Source organism: Actinomycetospora sp. C-140 (assembly GCF_054796175.1).
Map to the genome: position 1 here is coordinate 50,011 of NZ_JBTWNF010000008.1, position 24,181 is coordinate 74,191.

The following is a 24,181-nucleotide window of genomic DNA, read 5'->3' on the forward strand; positions in this document are numbered from 1 at the left end:
CCGTCGCGGGGGGTCGACCTCAGGTGGTGCCGACCGGGCCGATCCGGTCGGCGTCGAGCGACGAGCCGTTGTCCGGTCCCGGGTTCTCGAGCGAGCGGGCCCCGGTGGCGCCGCGCTGCTCCTGCTCCAGGTCCTCACGCTTGAAGATCTTCTTGCCCAGCCACACCAGCGGGTCGTACTTGCGGTCGACCACGCGCTCCTTCATGGGGATGAGCGCGTTGTCGGTGATCTTGATGTGCTCGGGGCACACCTCGGTGCAGCACTTTGTGATGTTGCAGAAGCCGAGGCCGGCGTCCTCCTGCGCGTCCTCCTTGCGGTTGCGCACGTCGAGCGGGTGCATGTCCAGCTCGGCGAAGCGCATCAGGTAGCGCGGGCCGGAGAACGGCTCCTTGTTCTCCTCGTGGTCGCGCACCACGTGGCAGACGTTCTGGCACAGGAAGCACTCGATGCACTTGCGGAACTCCTGCGAGCGCTCGACGTCCGCCTGCGCCATCCGGTACTCGCCGGGGGCGACCCCCTCCGGCGGCGCGAAGGCCGGGACCTCGCGGGCCTTCTGGTAGTTGAAGTCCACGTCGGTGACGAGGTCGCGGATCACCGGGAACGTCCGGATGGGCGCCACCGAGATCGTCTCGTCCTCGGTGAACGTCGACATGCGCGTCATGCACATGAGGCGCGGGCGCCCGTTGACCTCGGCGCTGCACGACCCGCACTTGCCGGCCTTGCAGTTCCACCGCACCGCCATGTCCCCGGCCTGGGTGGCCTGGAGGCGGTGCATGATGTCGAGGACGACCTCGCCCTCCTCGACGTCGACCGTGTAGTCGACGAAGTCGCCACCCTCGGCGTCGCCGCGCCAGACCTTGAAGCTCGCTGCGTATCCCATGCCTAGGCTCCCCCTCCGGTGTGCTCGCTACCGGGGTCGTCGGCGTTGACCTCGTCCTTGCGGACCGGAGCGTCGCTGCGGTGCCCGCCGAGCTCGTCGCCGGTGTAGTACTTCTTCAGCTCGTCGAGCTCGAAGAGGTCGAACAGGTCGGTGCGCATGTCGGGCTGGCCCTGGTGCTCGAGATGCACCTCGCCGTCGCGCAGCGAGCAGACCAGCAGCTCGCGCCGCCAGGTCTCGTCCATCGTCGGGTAGTCGTCGCGGGTGTGGCCGCCGCGGCTCTCCTGCCGCTCGAGCGCGGCCATCGCGATGCACTCGCTGACCATGAGCATGTTGCGCAGGTCGAGCGCGAGGTGCCAGCCCGGGTTGTAGGCGCGGCGCCCGTCGACCGCGACGCGCGGGATGCGGTCCTTGAGCTCGTGCAGCTTCTTGAGGGCCAGCTCCATCTCGTCGGCCTTGCGGATGATGCCGACGAGGTCGTTCATCGTCTGCTGCAGTTCCTGGTGCACGGTGTAGGCGTTCTCGCCGCCCGAGCTCTCGATCGGGCGCTCGACGTCCTCCCGCGCCGCGGTCACCGACGCGTCGGAGACCGCCGGCACGTTCCCGAGTCCGTCGAGGTAGGCCGCGGCACCCGCGCCGGCGCGGCAGCCGAAGACCAGCAGGTCCGACAGCGAGTTGCCGCCGAGGCGGTTGCTGCCGTGCATGCCGCCCGCGACCTCGCCGGCCGCGAAGAGCCCCGGCACCGCGGAGGCCGCGGTGTCCGGGTCGACCTCGACGCCGCCCATGACGTAGTGGCAGGTCGGTCCGACCTCCATCGGCCCGGCGGTGATGTCGACATCGGCCAGCTCCTTGAACTGGTGGTACATCGACGGCAGCCGGCGCGTGATCTCCGCGGCGGGCATGCGGCTCGAGACGTCGAGGTAGACACCGCCGGCCGGGGAGCCGCGGCCCTCCTTGACCTCGTTGTTGATCGCGCGCGCGACTTCGTCGCGCGGCAGCAGCTCCGGCGGGCGCCGGTTGTTGTCGGCGTCGGTGTACCAGCGGTCGCCCTCGGCCTCGCTGGTCGCGTACTGCTCGCGGAACACCTCGGGGATGTAGTCGAACATGAACCGCTTGCCCTCGGAGTTCTTGAGGACGCCGCCGTCGCCCCGCACCGACTCGGTGACGAGGATGCCCTTGACGCTGGGCGGCCAGACCATCCCGGTGGGATGGAACTGGACGAACTCCATGTTCAGCAGCTTCGCGCCGGCGCGCATCGCGAGCGCGTGGCCGTCGCCGGTGTACTCCCACGAGTTGCTGGTGACCTTGAACGACTTGCCGACGCCGCCGGTCGCGAGCACCACGGCCGCCGAGTGGAAGCAGACCAGCTCACCCGTCGGACGGCGGTAGCCGAAGGCCCCGGCGACCCGCTCCCCGTCCTTGAGCAGCTCCGTGATCGTGTACTCGTGGAAGACCGCGAGGTCGGACTCGTAGTCGCCGGTGCGCGCGAAGTCCTCCTGCTGCAGCGAGACGATCTTCTGCTGCAGGGTGCGGATCAGCTCGAGCCCGGTGCGGTCACCGACGTGGGCGAGACGCGGGAAGTTGTGCCCGCCGAAGTTCCGCTGGCTGATCTTGCCCTCGGGCGTGCGGTCGAACAGCGCGCCGTAGGTCTCGAGCTCCCAGACCCGCTGCGGCGCCTCCTTGGCGTGCAGCTCGGCCATGCGCCAGTTGTTGAGGAACTTCCCCCCGCGCATGGTGTCGCGGAAGTGGACCTCCCAGTTGTCGCGCGGGTTCGCGTTGCCCATGGAGGCGGCGATCCCGCCCTCGGCCATGACCGTGTGGGCCTTACCGAACAGCGACTTGCAGATGATCGCGACCCGCTTGCCGCGCAGGCGCGCCTCGATCGCGGCACGCAGACCCGCGCCGCCCGCCCCGATCACGAGGACGTCGTACGTGTGGTGGGTGACCGGGGTGTCGCCGGTGGTGCTCGCGTCGGCCGCCTCGAAGGCGGTGGTGGTGCCGGGGTCCGTCATCAGTTCACGATCCGCAGGTCGGAGATGGTGCCGCTCGAGACGAGCATGATGTAGAAGTCGGTCAGGATCAGCGTCCCGATCGTCAGCCACGCGAACAGCATGTGGCGGGTGTTCAGCTTGGAGACGCCCGTCCAGATCTTGTAGCGCACCGGGTGCTTCGAGAAGTGCTTGAGCCGCCCGCCGGTGATGTGGCGGCACGAGTGGCACGACAGCGTGTACAGCCACAGACCGACCACGTTGATCAGCAAAATCAGCGTGCCGAGCCCCAGCCCGAACGACGTCTGGCCGGTGGCGGGGTCGGTGCTCTGGAACGCCAGCACCATGTCGTAGGTGTTGAGCAGCGAGATCACGAACGCGACGTAGAAGAAGTACCGGTGCGCGTTCTGCAGGATCAGCGGGAAGCGCGTCTCGCCGGTGTACTTCGTGTGCGGCTCGGCCACGGCGCACGCGGGCGGCGACGACCAGAACGCCCGGTAGTACGACTTCCGGTAGTAGTAGCACGTGAGCCGGAAGAGCAGCAGGAACGGCAGCGAGACCAGCGCGTAGGGCAGGAACCACGGCATCTCGCCGAACCACTGGCCCAGGTGGCTCGCCTCCGGGACGCACGAGGCGCTCACGCACGGCGAGTAGAACGGCGAGAGGTAGTGGTACTCGTCGACGTAGTACGCGGCGCCCCAGAGCGACCGGATCGTCGCGTAGACGACGAACGTGGCCAGGCCCAGCGCGTTCGCCAGCGGCGGCAGCCACCAGCGGTCGGTGCGCAGGGTGCGCTGTCGGATGTCGGGGCGTCCCGGCGCCGGCGGCCGGTACGTCCCGGAGTCGTGTGTGGTGGTCACGGCACCGGTCCTGTCTGCGTGGTCTCGTCTGCGGTGACGCGCACGCGTCGGCGGGTGGCGGCACCGCCCGATGCGCCCGGCCGTGGCCGGCGACGGAGCGGAGAACCCGCGGACGCCACGCTCTGTGGTGCGCCGCACACTACGACGCGTCAATCCGTCATGTCGCCCGGGCCACCCCCGTGGCCGGGCGTGACGATGGCCACGTCCGAGATCGAGAGCGATCATCGCGCCGGTCACGACGGGGTCGGCGGCCGGTCGCCCCTCGGACGCCGGCCTCCGGATCAGCGCCCGTGGCCGGGCTCGTCGGGCTCGGGATCCACGCCGGCGAGCGCGTCGTCGAGCGCGTCGTGCTCACCCTCCGGAGCGGGCCGATCGGCGAGCGCCTCCCGGACCACCCCGTACGCGACCCCGGCGTCGTAGCCCTTGCGGGCCAGCATCCCGACGAGGCGGCGCGCGGCCACCGCGTGGTCGTGGCGGGCGAGGGAGGGCAGTCGCCGGTCGACGAGCGCCCGGGCGCGGGCGCGCTCGTCGTCGCGGCCGATCTCCTCGACCGCCGTCGTCGCCGTCTCGCGGTCGACGCCCTTGCGGTGCAGCTCCCCGGCCAGCGCCCGCTTGCCCAGGCCCTGGTGGCGGTGGCGCGACGACACCCACTGCTCGGCGAACGCGGCGTCGTCGACGAGCTTGGCCGTGGCGAGACGGTCGAGCACCCGGCCGGCGACGTCGTCCTCGACGCCCTTGCGCGCCAGGGAGTCGGCCAGCTCGGCGCGGGACCGGGCGCGCGTGGTGAGCAGGTTCAGGCAGATCGTGCGGGCGACCGACTCCGGGTCGGCGGGCGGGTCGTCACCGGTGGCGTGGGTGCTGCCGGTGCCGTCCGGGTCGGGAGGCTCCGGCGCCGGGCGTCGTGGCGACGCCCGGCGCCGTCCGGACCTCTCGCGGAGCCCCACCGGCTCAGAAGTCGACCGGGGCGGGCGCGGTCTCCTCGGCATCGAGCTTGGCGCCGATGCCGAGCTTCTCCTTGATCCGCTTCTCGATCTCGAGCGCGACGTCGGGGTTGTCCTTGAGGAACTTGCGGGCGTTCTCCTTGCCCTGGCCCAGCTGGTCGCCCTCGTAGGTGTACCAGGCCCCCGACTTGCGGACGATCGCCTGCTCGACACCCATGTCGATCAGCGAGCCCTCCTTGGAGATGCCGTGGCCGTAGAGCATGTCGAACTCGGCCTGCTTGAACGGCGGGGCCACCTTGTTCTTCACGACCTTGACCCGCGTGCGGTTGCCGACCGCGTCGGCGCCGTCCTTGAGCGTCTCGATGCGGCGGATGTCGAGCCGGACCGAGGCGTAGAACTTCAGCGCCTTGCCGCCCGTGGTGGTCTCCGGCGAGCCGAACATCACGCCGACCTTCTCGCGCAGCTGGTTGATGAAGATCGCCGTGGTGCCCGACGCGTGCAGCGCACCGGTGATCTTGCGCAGCGCCTGGCTCATGAGCCGCGCCTGCAGGCCGACGTGGCTGTCGCCCATGTCGCCCTCGATCTCGGCGCGCGGCACGAGCGCCGCCACCGAGTCGACCACGATGACGTCCAGGGCGTTCGAGCGGATCAGCATGTCCATGATCTCGAGGGCCTGCTCACCCGTGTCGGGCTGCGAGACCAGCAGCGCGTCGGTGTCGACACCGAGCGCCTTGGCGTACTCCGGGTCGAGCGCGTGCTCCGCGTCGATGAAGGCCGCGATGCCACCCTGGGCCTGGGCGTTGGCGACGGCGTGCAGCGTCACGGTCGTCTTGCCCGAGGACTCCGGGCCGTAGATCTCGACCACGCGTCCGCGGGGCAGGCCGCCGACCCCGAGCGCCACGTCGAGGGCGATCGAGCCGGTGGGGATGATGTTGACCGGCGCCCGGCCCTCGTCGCCGAGCCGCATGACCGAGCCCTTGCCGAACTGCTTGTCGATCTGGGCGAGGGCGAGCTCGAGCGCCTTGTCGCGATCCGGTGCCTGTGCCATGGGGATGTCACCTTCGGGGTCAGGGGTCGACTCTCAGACGCCGACGGTAGGCGGAGGGTCCGACAGCGTGGTGCCGGAGCCGGTCGCCCTGGGGACGGACGGAACGGTTGTGGACGGACGCCGGCGACGCTGACGCCGCGCAGAGGCCGTACGGAGCAGAGTAGACGAACAGGTGTTCGATCCGGGAGCCCGTGGTGGTCCGGGCGTGTCGGGCGTCGGGGCCGGTGCGCCGGGCGGTGGTGCCGGACGCGACGTCACCGCCGCTCGGCGGGCACCTCGAACTCGGCGCACACCACCCGCCACACGTCGCGCGGCTCGTCACCGTCCTCGAGCGCCTGCGCCACCGTGCGCCCGCCGAGCGCGCCGAACACGTGGTCGCGGGAGATCGACCCGGCCCGCACGGCCCCGAACTCGTCGTCCATCAGCTGCCGGAAGTGAGTCAGCCGCACGCGTCCCACCCTAGGCACGCACCCGATGTCCGGCCCGCGACGCCCCGCCGGTTGCGGTTACTGGCTGGTATCGCTCGGCTGGCGAGCAACACCAGCCAGTAACCGCGAGACCGCTAACCTGGACGGCGTGGACGGGGCGCTCGGGGGCACGCTGGGGTCGATCGTCGCCCTGGCGTGCATGGTCGGCGCGCTGGTGGTGCTGCTGCGCTGGTGGTTCCAGAACCGCGGTCGCTGAGCTGCTGCACGGTCCTCACTGCACCTCGAGGTGCCGCAGGCTCGGCCACAGCTGGTCCCAGGGCACGAGCCGGCCCGTCGCCAGCCAGAGCCGTGCGTCGCCGACCGGCTCCCCCACCGGGCGCACGTCGGCGAACCAGGGCCGCAGCTCGTCGGCCGTCGACCCCACGTAGAGCACGGTGTCGGCGTCGTCGGACGGCGGCGGGAACCAGCCGTAGCTGCGGTTGCTGCTCACCGCCGGGGGCAGGGCGCCCTCGGGGGCGTGGACGTCGAGGTAGGCCGCGTAGATGTAGGACTCCGCCGTGACGGCCGTGTGCGCGCGCTGCCCGGGCGGCAGGGCGTCGTAGGCGCGGACCGTCGCGGCGGCGAGCGGCTCGCCGACGGTCGGTGCCGCCATCGCGACCGACGTCGGCAGCACCGCGATCGCGACGGCGGCGCTCGCCGCGGCCGCGGGCCAGGCGGCCCACCGCAGCCGCCGGTGCCCGGCCTCCCGGCGCCGCTGCAGCCCGACCGCGCCCGCCGCCGCGAGCAGCCCGTAGAGGCCCGCGAGGTAGTACGGGCGGCCGAGGGTGACCGCGACGAGGAGGTAGAGGACGACGGCCGTGAGCGCGAGGTGGCGCAGGTCGCGCAGCTCCGGGTCGCGCGCGAGGCGCCACACCCCGTACAGCGCGAGCGGCAGACCCAGCACGCCGGCCGCGGCGAGCATCCCGAGCACGATCCCGGGGCGCCCGCCGTAGAGAGAGGCCGCCTCGGAGGCGACGACCGGGCCCATCCGCAGCTGCGGCCACCCGTTGACGGCCTGCCAGACCAGGGTGGGCGCGGCGAGCACGGCCGCGACGCCGGCGCCCGCCCAGAGCAGGGGCCGGGTCAGGAGCCGGCGCGGCCCCAGCACGGCGACCGCCGGCACCAGCACGGCCGCGAGCAGGAGGATCTGGAACTTCACCTCGGCACCGACCCCGACCACGGCGCCGACCGCGAGCAGCAACCGGTCGTCGCGCACGCGCCACCAGCGCACCAGCAGCCAGCCCAGCGCGAGCCAGGTGACCGGTTCGAGGGTGTACGGGGTGACCCAGTGGCCGCCGATCGTGGCCCAGACGCCGGTGCCCTGGGCGAGCGCGGTCAGCGTCTGGGCGCGCGTGTCGCCGCCGAGCTCGCGGGCGATCAGCGCGGCGAGCAGGACGGCCGCGACCGTCGCCAGGATCGCCGGGAGGCGCAGCACGAGCACGTTCCCGGGCGCGATCGCGTCCATCGCGGCCGCGATCAGCGGGGCCACCGGCGGCTGGTCGACCGACCCGAACGCCAGGTGGTGGCGACCGATGGCGAGCATGAGCGCCTCGTCGAACCACCAGCCCGGGATCCACGCGACCGCGAGGTGGGCCGCGGCGACGCCGGCGGCGACGGCGCCCACGGGCCACCGCGCGAACGGCGGCCGCACGGGGCGCGACGGTGCGGTGGCGGTCGGGACGTGTGCCGTGACGGTCATGGTGGTGATCGTCGCCAGGGGCACCGGGCGCCGGCCACGGCGCGACGGCTGCTCCCCGTGGCCGAAAGGAGGGACGCGGATCGACCTCCGTCGGACGACCCGGCCGGGGTCACCAGCCCAGCAGCCCGACCAGGCCCTTGCCGGTCAGGTAGATCCCGACCAGACCCACCGCCACCGCGATGAGCGTCTTGGAATTGCGCCGGCCCCACGCGTGCGCCCCCTGCACGGTCTCCAGGGTGCGGTCCGGGCGCAGCACGACGAGCGCCAGGGCCGCGAGCGGCACGGCGAAGCGGAGCACGGTGTAGACCGCGACCTGCACGATCCCGTCCACCGCGCTCGGATGGGTCTGCAGGATCGCCACGAGCGCGGCCAGGTAGTAGAGCCCCGGCAGGTTGGTGACGACCCCGGCCGCGGCCACCACGCGGGTCGTCGGCGGACGCAGGCGGCGGTCGAGGGCCTCGGGCAGGACCGTGCTGCGCTTGCGGGGACGCTCCGGGCGCCGCCGGCGCGGCTCCCGGCCGGCCAGGCGCAACGCGGACCACACCATGGCGACGACCCCGAGCACGAGGTCGACGACGAGGCGGCCCGTGGTCGCCTCGGTCGAGGGCGCCCCGGTGTGCAGCCAGGTGACGACGACGATGCCCACGCCGAGGGTCACTGCGATCCCGGCGACGAGGTAGGCGACGAGCAGCGGACGCGGGCGCTCGGAGAGCAGCAGGATGTAGACGATCGCGAGCTGGACGCCCCGCACGGCGCTGAGCAGCCCCAGCGCCAGGGCCTCCGGGCTCACGTCGCGTCCTCGTCGGCCGGGCCCAGGTGCAGCCGGACGATCTGCTCCCCCGCGTACGACGCCGTGAGGAGCCCGGCGGTCCCGTCGCCGGCCCGGACGCGCCACGCGACGTCCTCGCCGACCAGCTCCTTGCGGGTGACGTCGCGGGCGACGTCGTCCACCAGCGCCGCGGGGAGGTCGGCCGACCCGTCGAACGGCGGGTCGGCCCCGACGGCGGCGTCGACGAGCAGGGCTCGGAGGAGGGCGACGTCGCCGGCGTCCCACGCCTCCTCGAAGCGCAGGGCGGCGAGGAAGACGTCGGCCCGCGCGCGGCCGCGCCGGCGCAGATCCCGCAGGAACGCCACGTCGCGGTTCAGCTTGGACGCGGCGCCGAGCAGGCCGGTGACCGGTGACCGGGCGAGCTCGAGGACCCGGACGGCGACCTGCCGGTACCCGCCGGCCGGGCTCAGCGTGCCGGCCGCCAGGAGCTGGTCGATCCGCTCGACGGCCGCGAGCTCCTGGTAGAGCGAGAGGTTGCCGGCGAGCTCGTTGCGGCGGTCGGCGATCTCGAGGGTGGTCCGCGGCTCGGTGTCCCGCCGGGTCGGGTTGATCTGGACGACCCACAGCTCGTCGGGGTCGTCGTCGAGCAGCGGCGCGACCGGCGGGTTCTGGGAGAACAGCCCGTCCCAGTAGGCGCCGCCGTCGGTGTGGACCGAGCGGAAGAGGGTGGGGATCGCCGCCGAGGCCAGCACGGTGTCCGCGGTGATGCGGTCGCGGCGGCTGTCGAACGCGCGGAAGGCCCCGCTGCGGACGTCGACCGCGCCGAGCACGAGCCGCGGGTGCTCGCCGGCGGCGTCGACGGTCAGCGCGTCGAAGTCCACGTGCCGGCGCAGCAGCCGGTGGAACTCCTCGCGGCCGTCGAACGGCGGCGGCACCAGGTAGGGGTTCAGCGGGGGCAGGAGGCCGAGGCTCTGCGCGAGCCCCGCCCCCACGAGCGCGGCGTTGCCGACGCGCTCGACCGGACCGCGCGCGGCGTTGTCCTCCCAGAACGCCTCCAGGGCCGCCGGGATCCCCTCGACGCCGCCGCCGCGCAGCACCGACCACGTCAGCAGCGCGTTGATCGCGCCGCCCGAGGTGCCGCTGACGGCCACCACGTCGTGCCCGTCGAAGGCGCCACGCTCGACCCACCGGGCCATCACGCCCGCGGTGAACGCCGTGTGGCTGCCGCCGCCCTGGAAGGCGAGCGCTATCCGCATCCGGCCACGCTAGTGATCCCTCCCGACCACCGGGAAGCGCTCGGCGGTTCGCTGTCGGGGGTCGGGGGCACCATGGGACCCGTGGACGTCATGGACCGCTTCTCCCCCGCGACGCGCGACTGGTTCACCGGCGCGTTCGCCGGGGCCACGCCCGCGCAGGAGGGCGCCTGGGAGGCGGTCGCCGACGGGCAGCACGCGCTGGTCGTCGCCCCGACCGGTTCGGGCAAGACGCTCGCCGCGTTCCTCTGGGCGCTCGACCGGTTGGCGACGTCGCCGCCGCCCGAGGAGCCCACCCGCCGCTGCCGGGTCCTCTACGTCTCGCCGATGAAGGCGCTGACGATCGACGTGCAGCGCAACCTGCGCTCACCGCTGGCCGGGCTCGGGCAGGCGGCGCAGCGTCTGGGGCTGCCGCGCCCGGACGTCACGGTGGGGTCGCGCACCGGCGACACCCCCGCCGACGAGCGCCGCAGCTTCGCCCGCACGCCGCCCGACATCCTCGTCACGACGCCGGAGTCGCTGTTCCTCCTGCTGACGTCCGCGGCGCGCGAGTCGCTGCGCGGCATCGACACGGTGATCGTTGACGAGGTCCACGCCGTGCTCGCCTCCAAGCGCGGGGCGCACCTCGCGCTGAGCCTCGAACGTCTCGATGCCCTGCTCGACGCGCCGGCTCAGCGCATCGGCCTCTCGGCGACCGTGCGGCCGATCGACGAGGTGTCGGCGTTCCTCGGCGGCGGCCGCCCGGTGCGCGTCGTCGCGCCCGAGTCGGCGAAGACGGTGCAGGTCCGCGTCGAGGTGCCCGTCGAGGACATGGCGGCGCTCGACGGCCAGGGCGACAACAGCTCCGGGCCGGGCGTCGAGGAGGAGGTCGAGGGCTCCGCGGCCGGCGCGGCGCAGCGCGCCTCGATCTGGCCCGCCGTGCAGGAGCGGGTGCTCGAGCTCGTCGAGGCGCACCGCTCGACCATCGTGTTCGCCAACTCCCGCCGTCTCGCCGAACGGCTCACCGCGCGCATCAACGAGCTCGCCACGGAACGGGCCCACGCCGCGGCGGCGGAGCGGGAGCCGGTGGAGCTGGACGACGCCGAGCCCGGCGACACCGACACCGGCACCGGCACCGACGACGAGGCCGAGGAGCTCGCGCCGATGATCGGGAGGTTCCCGGCGGAGGCCGTCGGCCAGTCCGGTACGGCCGAGGCCGCCGAGGTGATCGTCGCGCGGGCCCACCACGGGTCGATGAGCCGCACCCAGCGCACCCAGGTCGAGGAGGCGCTGAAGTCCGGCCAGCTGCCCTGCGTCGTGGCCACCTCGAGCCTCGAGCTGGGCATCGACATGGGCGCGGTCGACCTCGTCGTGCAGGTCGAGGCGCCGCCGTCGGTGGCCAGCGGGCTGCAGCGCGTCGGCCGCGCGGGCCACCAGGTGGGCGCCGTGTCCGAGGGCGTGGTGTTCCCGAAGTACCGGGGCGACCTCGTGTCGTGCGCCGTCGTCGCCGAGCGCATGGCGGGCGGCGCCATCGAGGCGATGCGCTACCCGCGCAACCCGCTCGACGTCCTCGCCCAGCACGTCGTGGCCATGACGGCGATGGAGCCGTGGACGGTCGAGGACCTCGCGGCGCTCGCCCGCCGGGCCGCGCCCTTCGCCGGTCTGCCCGACTCCGGGCTGGCCGCGGTGCTCGACATGCTCGCCGGGCGCTACCCCAGCGACGACTTCGGCGAGCTCCGCCCGCGCATCACCTGGGACCGCGTCACCGACCAGCTCTCGGGCCGCCCCGGCGCCCAGCGCCTGGCCGTCACCAGCGGCGGCACGATCCCCGACCGCGGCCTCTACACCGTGGTGACGCCGGGGGCGGGCGAGGGCGGCACCGGCGGGTCACGCGTCGGCGAGCTGGACGAGGAGATGGTCTACGAGTCGAGGGTCGGCGACACCTTCCTGCTCGGCTCCACCAGCTGGCGGGTCCTGGACATCACGCGCGACCGCGTCGTCGCGGAGCCCGCGCCCGGGGTGCCGGCCCGGATGCCGTTCTGGAAGGGCGACGCCCCCGGCCGCCCGCTGGAGCTCGGCCGGGCGCTCGGGGCCTTCGTGCGCGAGGTGGCCGCCGCCGACGACGAGGCGGCGACCGCGCGGGCGCAGGCCGCCGGGCTCGACGCGTGGGCCACCACCAACCTGCTCGCCTACCTGCGCGAGCAGAAGGAGTCCACGCGCCACGTCCCCAGCGACCGCACCATCGTCGTCGAGCGTTTCCGCGACGAGCTCGGCGACTGGCGCCTCGTCGTCCACTCCCCCTTCGGCGCCCAGGTCAACGCGCCGTGGGCCTTGGCCATCGCGGCCCGGTTCCGGGAGCAGCGCGGGCTGGAGGTGTCGGCCGCGAGCGCGGACGACGGCATCGTCCTGCGCCTGCCCGACGCGCTCGACGACGCCGGCGAGGAGATCCTGCCCTCGGCCGAGGACGTGCTGCTCGATCCGGACGAGGTCGAGCAGGTGGTCACCGCCGAGGTCAGCAACTCCGCGCTGTTCGCCGCGCGGTTCCGCGAGTGCGCGGCCCGCTCGCTGCTGCTGCCGCGCCGCGACCCCACCCGGCGCACGCCCCTGTGGCAGCAGCGCCAGCGCGCGGCGCAGCTGCTCTCGGTCGCGAGCCGCTTCGAGCAGTTCCCGGTGGTGCTCGAGACGATGCGGGAGGTCCTGCAGGACGTCTACGACGTGCCCGGGCTCGCCGAGCTGATGCGCGACGTGCGCTCCCGCGGGGTGCAGGTGGTCGACGTCGCCACCGCCAGCGCCTCGCCGTTCGCCCGCACGCTGATGTTCGGCTACGTGGGGATGTTCCTCTACGAGCTGGACGCCCCGCTGGCCGAGCGGCGCGCCGCCGCCCTCTCGCTGGACTCCACGCTGCTCGCCGAGCTGCTCGGGTCCGAGGCGATCCGCGAGCTGCTCGACGCCGAGGTGCTCGCCGAGATCGAGGGCCAGCTGCAGCGCACCGACCCGGAACGCCACGTCCGCGACGCGGAGGGCGCCGCCGACCTGCTGCGGTTCGTCGGCGACCTCACCACCGCCGAGGCCGAGGCCCGCGGGGTCCGCGAGGAGTGGCTCACCGAGCTGGAGGCGGCCCGCCGCGCGATCCGGGTGCGGGTGTCGGGGCAGGAGCGCTGGATCGCGATCGAGGACGCCGGGCGCTTCCGCGACGCCCTGGGTGCCGGCCTGCCGGTCGGCGTGCCCGAGGCGTTCACCGAGCCGGTGGCCGACCCGCTCGGCGACCTCCTGGCCCGCTTCGCCCGCACGCGCGGGCCGTTCCCGGTCGCCGCCGCGGCGCACCGCTTCGGGCTCGGGGTCGCGGTGGTCGGCGGTGTGGTCGACCGCCTGGTCTCCTCGGGGCGGCTCGTGCGGGGCGAGCTGCGTCCGGAGGGGTCGCCGCCGGTCCCCGGGGCGCCCGCCGACCTCGCCGCCACCGGTCCGGACGTGTGCGACGCCGAGGTGCTGCGCCGGCTGCGGCGGGGCTCGCTCGCCCGCCTGCGGGCCGAGGTCGAGCCGGTCGAGCCGGCGGCGCTCGGACGGTTCCTCCCCTCGTGGCACGGCATCGGCGGGCGGGTCCGCCGCGCGCCGGGCCCGGACGACGTGCTGGGGGTCGTCGAGCAGCTGGCCGGCGCGCCGATCCCGGCGAGCGCCCTGGAGAGCCTGGTGCTGCCGGCCCGCCTTCCCGGGTACTCGACCGCGCTGCTCGACGAGCTGACCAGCGCGGGCGAGGTCACATGGACCGGCTGCGGCACGCTCGCCGGCGGCGACGGGTGGCTCGCGGTCGCGCCCACCGACCTCGCCGACCTCCTGCTGCCCGACCCCGAGACCGACCTCGCCGACACCCCGCTGCACCGGGCGCTGCTCACGACCCTGGAGGCCGGCGGCGCGCTGTTCTTCCGCCAGCTGACCGAACGGACGCAGGCGGCGCTGCGCGAGGCCGGCGAGTCCGAGACCGCGATGCCCGACGACGCCACGATGGTCGCCGCGCTGTGGGACCTGGTGTGGGCGGGGCTCGCCACCAACGACACGCTCGCCCCGGTGCGGGCCCTCGTCTCCGGCGGCGGGTCCCGGGGCTCGGGCGGGTCACGGGGCGGGGCGCACCGGCAACGCCGGGCGCCGGCACGTGGTCGCTACGCCCGCCTCGGGCGCGCACCGATGCCCTCGCGCACCGGCCCGCCCACCGCCGCGGGCCGCTGGTCGGGGGTCCCCGAGCGTGAGGGCGAGCCGACCCGGCGCGCCCAGGCCCGCACCGAGGCGTTCCTGGAGCGCCACGGCGTCCTCACCCGCGGCGCCCTCGACACCGAGCGCACCACCGGCGGGTTCGCCGGCATCTACCCGGTGCTCCGGGCCATGGAGGAGTCCGGGCGCGCCCGCCGCGGCTACGTGATCGAGGGGCTCGGCGCCGCCCAGTTCGCGGTGCCCGGCGCGATCGACCGCCTGCGGGCGGAGTCCCGGGTCGAGGACGGTGGCGGGGCGGCCCAGGCGCTCGTCCTCGCGGCGACCGATCCCGCCCAGCCCTGGGGCGCGGCGCTCGAGTGGCCCGCGACCGTCGGCAGCCAGGACGGCACCAGCTCGCACCGGCCGGGACGCAAGGCCGGCGCGCTCGTGGTGCTCACCGACGGCGAGCCCGCGATCTACGTCGAGCGCGGCGGCAAGACGCTGCTGAGCTTCACCACCGAGCACGACACCCTCGCCGCCGCCGCGACCGCGCTGGCCACCGCGGTGCGCGAGGGCTGGCTCGGCAGCATCGCGGTCGAGAAGGCCGACGGCTCCGGCTCGCTCGACGGCGTGCTCGCCGAGGTCCTCACCGACGCGGGCTTCCGCCACAGCCCGAAGGGCCTGCGGCTACGGGCCTGACGAGGTGCCGGTCGGCGCGTCACCGGCCGGCGTGTCCCACGGCCGCGCGAGGAGACCCCCCGGTTGCGCGGGGTCGCAGCCGACCTGGCGGAGACGCAGGACCACCCCGCTGACCTTGCGCTCGACGGAGCCCGCGATCTCGGCGAGGAGGGCGCGACGGTCGGCGTCGGGTGCGGCGGCGAGCCACGCCGTCCGGATGCGCAGCTCCTCCTCGGGCTCCCAGGGCAGCCCGTTGCGGGGTGGCACCGCAGACCGGAACCGGTTCGGGAACGGCACGACCGTCGGATCCCGGAACCCGTCGGGATCGCCGTCGCCGAGGTCGCCGACCGGGTCGTCGGGCCGGTCGCCCCATCGCTCACAGCGACGCCCGCCGAGGTCGCCCGATCCGTACCAGCGGTACCGGCCGAACGGTCCGCCGTCGCCACCGGCGTCACCGCCGTCGCCGTAGCCGGAGCGGTCCCGGTCGCGCCAGGGCTCGAAGGTGCACGAGTCGTGCTCGTCGGCCCAGGCGGCCCGCAGCGCGGCGACGAGCACGCGCGCCGGTACGGCGACGGTCACCGGCTCCGAGGGTTCATCGGTCCCGTCCTGATCGCCGGGCTCGTCGGTCCCGTCGGGCCCGTCGTGATCGCCGGGCTCGCCGCTCCGGGGGTGCAGCGCGAGGCAGGCGACGGTGCCGACGACCCGGACCGTCAGGTCCCGGTCACCGGCGGGGATGCGGAGTGCGTGGCGCGAGGTCATGACGCCACGGTGCGGTGGTCGCGCCCGCGACGGGTGCGGTTCGGGACCATCGGTGGACACGGCGATCCGGGCCTCGACCGGACGGTCCGGCGCGCTGCTCCGCACGGGGCCCGAACGCGCCCGGCGCGGTGTGGTTCCGTCCACAGGGGACCTCGAGGAGCGGGCGTACGGCGCGCACGGCAGGCTGGGCGGCAACCGCCCCGCACCGCCCGGTCCGAGCAGCCGACGACGAGGGAGAGCAATGGCGCTGGCGTGCCCCACGTGTGAGCAGTCCGCCGCGGAGTACCTCGGGATGGCCGACGACGGCCGCAACATGATGCGCTGCACGAGCTGCGGCCACGAGTGGGTCCTGGGCGCCAAGCCGGTGTCGCCGCGCGCGGTCAGCCAGACCACGCGGTCGCGCAGCACGACGACCCGGAGCACGACCTCCCGCTCCACCGCGCCGCGCTCCCCCACCCGCTCGACGAGCCGCCCGGCGTCCCCGGCCCGCCCGGCTCGCGAACGCCGGGGGCCCGAGGACGTCGAGACCGCGCGCCGCCGGTTCCCGGTCACGCCGGAGCTCCCGCCGGCGCGGTGGAAGCTGATCGACGAGCTGCGGCGGGAGTTCCTCGCCGACTTCCCCCACCCCGACGAGGAGGCCGGGCGCTACCGCGACGTCTACCGGCAGGCGTTCGAGGCCGACGCGCTGCCCTACACGACCCCGAACGCGCTCAAGGACTTCGCGAACAGCAAGGTCGTCGCCCGGCCGGGCAACATGAGCCGGTTCAACGACGAGTGGCGCGCGCTCGGCAGCCAGGACGCGGCCGACGCGTTCCGCGGGGTCATCGAGCACCTGCTGCGCGGCGAGGACCCGCCCGCGCCGGAGGACCGGCTCACGGAGCTGATCACGTCCGACGAGCCGCCGGCGATGGCCGGGTTCCGGGAGTCGATGCTGACCCGGGTTCTGTGCATCGCGGAGCCCGAGCGCTTCCTGCCGATCCTCGTCTACACCAGCCCGTCCGGCGGCAAGCGGGAGATCGCGCGGCGGGTGTTCGGCGTCGAGCTCCCGGCGCCGGACTCGACGTCGCAGACCATCGGGCGGCTCGCGTACTGGAGCAACGACCTGCTCGTCGAGCTGATCGGCAACCGGTTCGTCGACCTCGACCACGCCCGCCAGTTCCTGTGGTGGGTCAAGGACCATCCCGACCTCGACCAGCTCGCCTGACGGCCTCCCGGTGGCGCGCACGACACCGCCCGCCGACCGGAAGGCGGTCGGCGGGCGGTGATCAACGGGGACTTCGTGCGCATAGAAGCAGCGAACAGCCCGTTCGCTGCATCTCGGGGCGCTCAGAAGGCGATGACGTACAGCCCGTAGAGCACGATCGCGACGACGGCGGCGAAGCACACCACCGCGACCGCCGTGCCCGCGGCCGGGCTCAGGGTGGGGGCGCCGTCGTCGGGGCCGCCGACGCGTTCGGGCGCGCGGGCGGAGAGCCCGACCAGCCCGAGCGAGAACAGCGCGACGACGACCACCCCGGCGGCGATCGAGACCACGGAGACGAGACCCAGCGAGGCCCAGTCGATCGTCATGTCGGGTCCTCTCAGGCCGGGACGGCCGGCTCGTGGCGGATGGCGGCGTCGTCAGCGACGTCGTTGACGTTGTCGGCGGTGACCGGACGGCGACGCGAGGCGGCGTAGATGCCCGCGGCGACGGCGATCGCGACGAGCGCGACGATCACGGTGCCGACGACGCCGGTCGAGGCCGCCCAGGCCGCGACGGCCCCGACGATGGCGGCGGACGGCAGCGTGAGGATCCAGGCGATCGCCATCTGGCCCGCGACGCTCCAGCGCACGGCGGCCAGACGGCGCCCCGCGCCGGCCCCGAAGATCGAGCCGGTGGCCACCTGGGTGGTCGACAGCGCGAAACCGAGGTGCGACGAGGTCAGGATGACCGCGGTGGTGCTGGCCTCGGCGGCGAAGCCCTGCGGCGTCTCGATCTCGCTGACCCGCTTGCCCAGCGTGCGGATGATCCGCCAGCCGCCGAGGTAGGTGCCCAGGCCGATCGCCAGGCCCGAGCCGAGGATCACCCAGAAGGGCGGGCCGGAGTTCGGGGCGAGGACACCCGCGGTGATCAGCGTCAGGGTGATGACGCCCATCGTCTTCTGGGCGTCGCTCGTGCCGTGCGCGAGCGCCACCATCGACGCCGAGCCGATCTGGCCGATGCGGAATCCCCGCTTGACGGTGCCGTCGTCGGCGCGGGAGGTGGTGCGGTAGGCGAGGTAGGTCGCGACGAGCGCGATCACCCCGGCGAGGACCGGCGAGATCACGGCGGGCAGCACGACCTTCGACAGGACCGCACCGAAGTTCACGGCGCCGGCGCCCGCGGCGACGAGCGTCGCGCCGATCAGCCCGCCGAACAGGGCGTGCGACGAGCTCGACGGCATGCCGAGCAGCCAGGTCAGGAGGTTCCAGAGGATCGCGCCGACCAGGCCCGCGAAGATCACGACGGGCGAGATCCTCGCCTCGTCGACGAGGCCGCTGGAGATCGTCTTCGCGACCTCCACGGACAGGAACGCACCGACGACGTTCAGGACGCCGGCGATGAGGACGGCCACCTTGGGCTTCAGTGCCCCGGTGGCGATGGAGGTGGCCATGGCGTTGGCCGTGTCGTGGAAGCCGTTGGTGAAGTCGAAGGCCAACGCCGTGACGATCACGACGATGACGATCAGGGAGAGGTCCACCGCACATTCCCCTTCCGGGTGGGACGGCGCGACCGTAGGTGACCCTCACGAACGCCGGGGAAATGCGCGGTCAAGCATTCTTTACCCGGAGCACACGCGCTCTTGAGGGGCGGTCAGGTGGAGGTGCCGAGCCATCCGAGACGGGTGGAGAGGTCCTCGGCGGCGGACCGGAGGTCGGGAACGATCGCCCGGGCCCGGCGGCGCGGCAGACGGTAGGCCGGCCCGGCCGCGCTGAGGGCGGCGACGACGTCCCCGCCGGCACCCCACACCGGCACGGCGACGGCGTGCAGCCCGACCTCGAGCTCCTCGAACGACCGCGCGTGGCCCTCGTCGACGACGCGGGCGAGCTCGGTGCGCAGGTCCGCGGCCTCGGTGATCGTCGCGTCGGTGAAGCGGGGCAGGCGCCGGCGCAGGAACGTCCGGCGCTCGGCGTCGCTCATGTACGCGAGCAGGACCTTGCCCGCCGAGGTCGCGTGCAGCGGCGTCCGGCGGCCGACCCAGTTCTGCGTCGTGACCGACGCGCTCCCGAACTCCTGGGCGACGTTGATCGCGGCTTCGCCGTCGTGGATCGCGAGGTTGACGGTCTCCCCCACGACCTCGGCGAGCTGCTGGCACGTCGGCTGGCCGAGGCGGGCGATGTCCATTCGGCCCGTGGCCGACGCCGCGAGCCGCACGACACCGAAGCCGAGCGCGACCCGGCCCCGGTCGCCGAGCTGCTCGAGCATCCCGCGCCGCGCCAGCGCGGCCACGAGCCGGGAGGCCGTCGACTTGTGGACGCCGAGCTCCTCGGCGAGCTCGGTGATGCCGACCTCGCCGCGCGCCGCGACCACCTCGAGGGCCGTCACCGCGCGGTCGACCGAGCGGACGAGCGACGGCTCCGACCGGTCACGGCCGGAGCCGCCGGTACGCGCGTCGTCGCCGTCGGTACGGGCCATCGGGGACCATCCTCTCCGAGCCGGCAGGGCCGTCCGGGGGGTGGGGGTCCATCGGTGTCGGGACGCCACCGGAGGTGCGGTTGCGGAGTGCGCAACCCTACGCGGTCTCAGCGCGTCTGTCGCTGCTCCCGGGTCGGGACGCCGTTCGGCCCGCCGAGATCGACGGCGTAGGTGCCGATGCCGACGGCGAGGGTGTCGAGCATCCGGTCGAGGGCGACGCGGTCAATGTTGGCGAGGTTGTCGCAGGCCTGGTGGTAGCAGCGGTCGTACGGGGCCCCGGCCTGGCCGCCCCAGAGCGCCGCGTCCTCCGGCGTCTTGACCTCCTCGGCACCGGTGAACAGCCCGCCGGACGGGATGCCCGCCGCGATGAAGGGCCCGTAGTCGGACCGTCCGTCGAAGTCGGTGCCGCGCGGCTGCACGCCCGTCGCGCCCAGGGCCTGGGTCAGGGTGCGCTCGATGGCGTCCGAGCCGGCCGGGCCGGGCGGGGCGCCCTCGCGGTCGGAGTCGTCGCCGTCGTAGACGAGGTAGCCCGGGTTCGGCGAGGCGAGCATGTCCGAGTTGAGGAGCACCGCGATGTCGCGACGGGCCTCGGGGGTCTGGCTCTGCACGTAGTTGGTCGAGCCGAGCAGGCCCTCCTCCTCCGCGCCCCACCAGGCGAACCGCACCGCGTTGGTCACCGCCGGCGCCCCGCCGAGGCGCAGCGCGAGCTCGAGCTGCGCCGACGACCCGGACCCGTTGTCGTTGATCCCGGGCCCCTCGGGCACCGAGTCCAGGTGGGCCCCGCTCATGACGACCTCGTCGGGACGCCCCGTCGTCGTCTGGGCGATCACGTTGCGCGTCGTCTGCGTGGCCGACCGCGTCGCGAGCACGAGGGTGACCGGCGTGCCCACCCGCGGGAGCAGCCCGTCGAAGTCGGGCTGCAGGAGCCCACCGGTCGGCAGTCGGCCCTCGGCGACCGAGCCGAGCGTCCCGCCCAGGGGGCCGGGCGCGTTGTTGCCGACCAGCACGGCCGCCGCGCCGACCTCGGCCGCGACCTGCTGCTTCTGCGTGAAGGTGCACGACCCGCGGCGCACGAGGACGACGGCGCCCCGGGCCGGCAGATTGGCGTAGTCGGAGGCCTCACAGCCCGGCGTCGGGTCGGCGGGCGCGTCCGGGGCCGCCACCAGCGGCGCCGTGACTCCCCCGGGCGGCGTCGCCGGGGAGTACGACAGGGCGGTGACCGCCGGGCCGGGCGCACCCGCCACCGCCAGCGTCTGGGCGTCCACGGCGAAGGTGTCGAACGGGAAGCTCGGCGTGTCCACGCGGTAGCCGGCCTCGCGCAGCCGGCCCGCGACGTAGTCCACGCTCGCGTCGAAGCCGGGCGTGCCCGAGGCGCGGTTGCCGCCGTGCGCGTCGGCGATGCGCTGCAGCTCCTGGAGGTGCGCGAAGGCCCCGTCGGCGGTGGCCTGCTCGGCCAGCCGCCGGGGCAGGCCCGGTTCCGGGCCCGGACCCGCGGCGCCGCCGGCACCACCCCCGCCCCCGCCGCAGGCCGCGAGGGCGAGGAGGGCGCTCAGCACGAGCACCGTGGCTCCGCGACGGGGCGTGATCATGCTCACGCACCGTAGAGCACGGGTCCGGACGCCGTGCCCCCAACCGCCCGGACCGCACGGACGGGACGTCCCCGGCGACGGGAGAGCCGAGACCAACGCCCGGGGCCGTCCGGTCGAGCGCCTCCGACGCGGGGTGCACGGCCGTGAACTCCCGGTGACGACGAGTGGGACGAGCGGTCGGGAGCGACCAGGACCACGTCCCCGGACCGGGCGCCGCGGGCTACTGTTGGTTGGCACAGCCAACGATCACGTCTGCGAGGAGGACGCGTGCCGCAGGCCGTCGCGTCGGTGCCGTCGTCCCCCGCGTCCGCGGCACCTCGGCCCGCCCTGGTCGTCACCGTCCTCTCGTCGGTGGGCCTCGTCGCGTCGCTGTGCCTGACGCTCGTCGTGCCGCTGGTCTCCCAGCTGCCCCGGCTGCTGGACACCTCGGCGGCCACGGCGTCCTGGGTGATCACCTCGACGCTGCTCGCGGGCGCCGTCGCCACCCCGATCGCCGGACGCCTCGGCGACATGGTCGGCAAGCGCCGGGTCCTGCTCGCGACGCTCGCGCTGCTCGTCGTCGGGTCGGTGCTCTGCGCGGTCACCGCCGACCTCGTGCCCGTCCTCGTCGGGCGCTCCCTGCAGGGGGTGGCGGTCAGCGCCGTCCCGCTGGGGATCAGCCTCATGCGCGACACGCTGCCCCCCGCACGCCTCGGCTCCGGGATCGCGCTGATGAGCGCCACGCTGGGCATCGGCGGCGGGCTCGGCCTCCCCCTCGCCGCGATCATCGTGCAGCTCGCCGACTGGCACGCCCTGTTCTGGGTCGCGGGCGGCCTCGGGCTCGTCGGCGTCGTGCTCGTCGCGCTCGTCATCCCCGAGTCGACGACGCGCACCGGCGGGCGCTTCGACGCCGGCGGCGCCGTGGTGCTCTCGATCGGCCTCATCGGCCTGCTGCTCGCCGTGTCGAAGGGCGCGGAGTGGGGCTGGACGAGCGCGGCGACGCTGACGTCCGCCGCGGTCGCCGTCGTCGCCCTGATCGGGTGGGGCTTCTACGAGCTGCGGGTGCGCGACCCGCTCGTCGACCTGCGGCTCAACGCCCGCCGCGCGGTGCTCCTGCCCAACCTGATCTCGATCCCGGTCGGCGTCGCCATGTTCACGGGCATGGTCGTCTTCCCGCAGCTGCTCACCGCGCCGGTCGCGTCGGGCCACGGCCTCGGGATGAGCCTGCTCGCGGCCGGCGTCACGCTCGCCCCGATGGGGCTGGTGATGATGGCGATGTCGCCGGTCACCGCCCGGATCTCGGCCGCCGCGGGCCCCCGGACGTCGTTGTGGATCGGGCTGGTCGTCATCGCCGTGGCCTACCTCGCCGGGATCGTCCTGGTCGGCGCGGCGTGGCAGGTGTCGCTGGTCATCGCCGTGATCGGCGCCGGCGTCGCGCTGTCCTACGGGTCGCTCCCCGCGCTGATCATGCGCGCGGTGCCCACCACCCGCACCGCCGCCGCCAACGGGCTGAACACCCTCATGCGCTCGATCGGCACCTCGGCGGCCTCCGCGGTCGCGGCCGTCGTGCTCTCGGCCTCGACCGTGGCCGTCGGCGACACCCTCGTCCCCTCGCTCGGCGCCATCCGCACGACCCTGCTCATCGCGGCGGGGTGCGCCGTGCTCGCCCTGCTCGTCAGCTTCGCCGTGCCCTCGCTGCCGGAGCCGACCGAGGAGGTCGAGGAGTTCGGGCGCACCGAGACCGCCCCCGAGACCGCCCCCGAGACCGCCACCGACGCCGTGACCGTCGCCCACCCGGCGCTGCTGCGCGGCCGGGTGCTGCACGGCGACGGCGGGCCGGCCACCGGCGCCCGGGTCACGCTGGTCGGCAACGACGGCCGCCAGCTCGCCGTCGCCCCGGTCGACGAGCACGGCGCCTTCACCGCCGACCCGGGCCCGCACCGTCCCGTGCTGCTCATCGCCGCGCTGCCCGGGGCGGCACCCGCCGCCGTGCACGTCGCACCGGGCCAGGACACGCTCGCCAGCCCTCTGGTCCTGTTGCCGGCCCGGGTCCACCGGCGCACCGCGATCCCGGAGATCACGGGCGCGTCGTCCACCCCGTCGCGGGCGCCGAGGTGCACCTCGCACTCCTGATCGTCGCGCGGGACGCGTTTGTGGCCCACCCCACGCGTGGCACCCCTCCTCTCGACCAGACGCAACGATGCGTGGCCCGGAGGGAACCTTGTCCAGCGACGACACCCCGGTCGTGGCGGTCCGGCAGGCGATCGCGGCACTGCGGGCCGGGACGGTGACGCGGCCGCTCGACCGCGAGGACCTCGGGCTGCTCGGCACCGAGGCGCGGGCCCTCGTCGAGCAGCTGGTCGACGTGCTCCAGGGCGTCGACCGCGCGACGACCGATCCGCGCGACCCCCACACCCACGACCTCGCCACGCTGCGGGAGCGCCTCGCGGGCGCGCTCGTGCCGAGCGGGCTCGTCGGCGACCCGCGCGACGAGCTCCAGGAGGCCGGTACCGGCCGGCCCCGGAACCCGGACGACTGACCCGCGCCAGTGGGACCATGGCGCGGTGCCCGAGGGTGACACCGTTTTCCTCGCCGGCCGGCGCCTGCACGACGCGCTGGCCGGCCAGGAGCTGACGCGCGGCGAACTGCGGCATCCCCGCCTCGTGCAGCACGACCTCGCGGGGCGCACCGTGCTCGAGGTCGTCAGCGTCGGCAAGCACCTGTTCACGCGCTTCGACGACGGCACCAGTCTGCACAGCCACTTCCGCATGGACGGCACGTGGCACCTCTACCGGCCCGGCCGGCCCTGGCGGGGCGGCGGCGACCACCAGATCCGCGCCATCCTCGAGGTGCCCGACCGCGTCGCCGTCGGCTACCGGCTGCACGACCTCGACCTGCTGCCCACCGAGCGCGAGGACACCTGGGTCGGGCACCTCGGCCCCGATCTCCTCGGCGACGACTGGGGTCCGGAGGCGGCGGCGGAGGTCGAGCGGCGCCTGCGCGCCGACCCCGACCGCGAGCTCGGCGCCGCCCTGCTCGACCAGCGGGTCGCCTGCGGCGTCGGCAACCTCTACAAGGCCGAGGTGTGCTTCCTCGTGGGCGTCTCGCCCTGGACGACGGTCGGCGCCCTCACCGACGCCCAGGTCCGCGACGTCGTCGACCGGTCCCACACGCTGCTGTCGCGCAACGCCTGGCGCCCGGAGCAGTCGACCACGGGCGACCTCGGCGGGAACGCCCAGCACTGGGTGTTCGAGCGGGGCGGGCGCGGGTGCCGGCGCTGCCGCGACGTCGTGCGCACCGCGGGGCAGGACGACGGGAGCCCGGACCGCGAGGACCGGATCGCCTACTTCTGCCCCACCTGCCAGCCCGGTCCCCACCCGCCGCTCGACCGCCGCCGCGGCCGGCGCCCCCAGCAGCAGTCGGGGCGGCAGGCGCGCTACTAGGGGCGGGGGCCGGAC

General features: G+C 74.5%; 19 protein-coding genes. 5 read left to right on the forward strand and 14 right to left on the reverse strand.

What is annotated here, in order from left to right:
- Positions 1-19: 19 nt before the first annotated feature.
- The 9 genes from ACR9E3_RS14855 to ACR9E3_RS14895 form a co-directional block, all read right to left on the reverse strand.
- Positions 20-880, reverse strand: a complete 861-nt coding sequence (locus ACR9E3_RS14855) for a succinate dehydrogenase/fumarate reductase iron-sulfur subunit (RefSeq protein WP_460381063.1) — start codon at positions 878-880, stop codon at positions 20-22.
- A gap of 2 nt (positions 881-882) precedes the next feature.
- Positions 883-2,889 carry a fumarate reductase/succinate dehydrogenase flavoprotein subunit gene (locus ACR9E3_RS14860; RefSeq protein ID WP_460381064.1) on the reverse strand — a complete coding sequence of 669 codons (2,007 nt, stop codon included), beginning with the start codon at positions 2,887-2,889 and terminating at the stop codon, positions 883-885.
- Positions 2,889-3,725, reverse strand: coding sequence for a hypothetical protein (locus ACR9E3_RS14865; protein ID WP_460381065.1), 837 nt, complete (start codon positions 3,723-3,725; stop codon positions 2,889-2,891). The genes ACR9E3_RS14860 and ACR9E3_RS14865 overlap by 1 nt, the downstream gene beginning before the upstream one ends.
- Before the next feature lie 281 nt (positions 3,726-4,006).
- Entirely contained in the window at positions 4,007-4,669 is a 663-nt protein-coding gene (locus ACR9E3_RS14870) for a regulatory protein RecX (RefSeq protein ID WP_460381066.1), read from the reverse strand.
- A gap of 4 nt (positions 4,670-4,673) precedes the next feature.
- On the reverse strand, positions 4,674-5,714 hold the full coding sequence (recA, locus tag ACR9E3_RS14875) for a recombinase RecA (RefSeq protein WP_460381067.1): 1,041 nt from the start codon (positions 5,712-5,714) through the stop codon (positions 4,674-4,676).
- 254 nt (positions 5,715-5,968) lie between these two features.
- Positions 5,969-6,163 (reverse strand): DUF3046 domain-containing protein, encoded by a 195-nt coding sequence (locus ACR9E3_RS14880; protein ID WP_460381068.1) that lies wholly within the window; start codon positions 6,161-6,163, stop codon positions 5,969-5,971.
- 250 nt (positions 6,164-6,413) lie between these two features.
- A complete protein-coding gene (locus ACR9E3_RS14885) occupies positions 6,414-7,880 on the reverse strand; it encodes a glycosyltransferase family 39 protein (protein ID WP_460381069.1) in 1,467 nt (488 codons plus the stop codon).
- Positions 7,881-7,989: 109 nt separating this feature from the next.
- Complete coding sequence (locus ACR9E3_RS14890) at positions 7,990-8,670, reverse strand: GAP family protein (RefSeq protein ID WP_460381070.1); 681 nt, start codon at positions 8,668-8,670, stop codon at positions 7,990-7,992.
- Complete coding sequence (locus ACR9E3_RS14895) at positions 8,667-9,905, reverse strand: patatin-like phospholipase family protein (protein WP_460381071.1); 1,239 nt, start codon at positions 9,903-9,905, stop codon at positions 8,667-8,669. Before ACR9E3_RS14895 ends, ACR9E3_RS14890 begins: the two co-directional genes overlap by 4 nt.
- A gap of 72 nt (positions 9,906-9,977) precedes the next feature.
- Between ACR9E3_RS14895 and ACR9E3_RS14900 the strand changes: the two genes are divergently transcribed.
- A complete protein-coding gene (locus ACR9E3_RS14900) occupies positions 9,978-14,762 on the forward strand; it encodes an ATP-dependent helicase (RefSeq protein ID WP_460381072.1) in 4,785 nt (1,594 codons plus the stop codon).
- Here the strand turns inward: ACR9E3_RS14900 and ACR9E3_RS14905 are convergent.
- Entirely contained in the window at positions 14,751-15,500 is a 750-nt protein-coding gene (locus ACR9E3_RS14905; RefSeq protein ID WP_460381073.1) for a hypothetical protein, read from the reverse strand. The genes ACR9E3_RS14900 and ACR9E3_RS14905 overlap by 12 nt on opposite strands.
- 241 nt (positions 15,501-15,741) lie before the next feature.
- Between ACR9E3_RS14905 and ACR9E3_RS14910 the strand changes: the two genes are divergently transcribed.
- On the forward strand, positions 15,742-16,704 hold the full coding sequence (locus ACR9E3_RS14910; RefSeq protein ID WP_460381074.1) for a hypothetical protein: 963 nt from the start codon (positions 15,742-15,744) through the stop codon (positions 16,702-16,704).
- Between the two features lie 122 nt (positions 16,705-16,826).
- Here the strand turns inward: ACR9E3_RS14910 and ACR9E3_RS14915 are convergent, their stop codons facing one another.
- From ACR9E3_RS14915 to ACR9E3_RS14930, 4 genes are all read right to left on the reverse strand, one after another.
- A complete protein-coding gene (locus tag ACR9E3_RS14915) occupies positions 16,827-17,069 on the reverse strand; it encodes a hypothetical protein (protein WP_460381075.1) in 243 nt (80 codons plus the stop codon).
- Between the two features lie 11 nt (positions 17,070-17,080).
- Entirely contained in the window at positions 17,081-18,220 is a 1,140-nt protein-coding gene (locus ACR9E3_RS14920) for an inorganic phosphate transporter (protein WP_460381076.1), read from the reverse strand.
- Between the two features lie 113 nt (positions 18,221-18,333).
- Positions 18,334-19,155 carry an IclR family transcriptional regulator gene (locus tag ACR9E3_RS14925; protein WP_460381077.1) on the reverse strand — a complete coding sequence of 274 codons (822 nt, stop codon included), beginning with the start codon at positions 19,153-19,155 and terminating at the stop codon, positions 18,334-18,336.
- Positions 19,156-19,262: 107 nt separating this feature from the next.
- A complete protein-coding gene (locus tag ACR9E3_RS14930; protein WP_460381078.1) occupies positions 19,263-20,744 on the reverse strand; it encodes a M28 family metallopeptidase in 1,482 nt (493 codons plus the stop codon).
- 267 nt (positions 20,745-21,011) lie between these two features.
- Here ACR9E3_RS14930 and ACR9E3_RS14935 point away from each other — a divergent pair, with 267 nt between their 5' ends.
- The 3 genes from ACR9E3_RS14935 (at position 21,012) to ACR9E3_RS14945 (ending at position 24,166) form a co-directional block, all read left to right on the forward strand.
- Positions 21,012-22,856 carry an MFS transporter gene (locus ACR9E3_RS14935; RefSeq protein ID WP_460381079.1) on the forward strand — a complete coding sequence of 615 codons (1,845 nt, stop codon included), beginning with the start codon at positions 21,012-21,014 and terminating at the stop codon, positions 22,854-22,856.
- 88 nt (positions 22,857-22,944) lie between these two features.
- Complete coding sequence (locus ACR9E3_RS14940; protein ID WP_460381080.1) at positions 22,945-23,262, forward strand: hypothetical protein; 318 nt, start codon at positions 22,945-22,947, stop codon at positions 23,260-23,262.
- A 25-nt stretch (positions 23,263-23,287) separates the two neighbouring features.
- Positions 23,288-24,166 carry a DNA-formamidopyrimidine glycosylase family protein gene (locus ACR9E3_RS14945; RefSeq protein ID WP_460381081.1) on the forward strand — a complete coding sequence of 293 codons (879 nt, stop codon included), beginning with the start codon at positions 23,288-23,290 and terminating at the stop codon, positions 24,164-24,166.
- Positions 24,167-24,181 lie beyond the last annotated feature (15 nt).

Coding starts and splice junctions, on each gene's coding strand:
- ACR9E3_RS14855 (WP_460381063.1), bottom strand. CDS start 880: ATGGGATACGCAGCGAGCTTCAAGGTCTGGCGCGGCGACGCCGAGGGT.
- ACR9E3_RS14860 (WP_460381064.1), bottom strand. CDS start 2,889: ATGACGGACCCCGGCACCACCACCGCCTTCGAGGCGGCCGACGCGAGC.
- recA (WP_460381067.1), bottom strand. CDS start 5,714: ATGGCACAGGCACCGGATCGCGACAAGGCGCTCGAGCTCGCCCTCGCC.
- ACR9E3_RS14885 (WP_460381069.1), bottom strand. CDS start 7,880: ATGACCGTCACGGCACACGTCCCGACCGCCACCGCACCGTCGCGCCCC.
- ACR9E3_RS14895 (WP_460381071.1), bottom strand. CDS start 9,905: ATGCGGATAGCGCTCGCCTTCCAGGGCGGCGGCAGCCACACGGCGTTC.
- ACR9E3_RS14900 (WP_460381072.1), top strand. CDS start 9,978: ATGGGACCCGTGGACGTCATGGACCGCTTCTCCCCCGCGACGCGCGAC.
- ACR9E3_RS14905 (WP_460381073.1), bottom strand. CDS start 15,500: ATGACCTCGCGCCACGCACTCCGCATCCCCGCCGGTGACCGGGACCTG.
- ACR9E3_RS14910 (WP_460381074.1), top strand. CDS start 15,742: ATGGCGCTGGCGTGCCCCACGTGTGAGCAGTCCGCCGCGGAGTACCTC.
- ACR9E3_RS14915 (WP_460381075.1), bottom strand. CDS start 17,069: ATGACGATCGACTGGGCCTCGCTGGGTCTCGTCTCCGTGGTCTCGATC.
- ACR9E3_RS14925 (WP_460381077.1), bottom strand. CDS start 19,155: ATGGCCCGTACCGACGGCGACGACGCGCGTACCGGCGGCTCCGGCCGT.
- ACR9E3_RS14930 (WP_460381078.1), bottom strand. CDS start 20,744: ATGATCACGCCCCGTCGCGGAGCCACGGTGCTCGTGCTGAGCGCCCTC.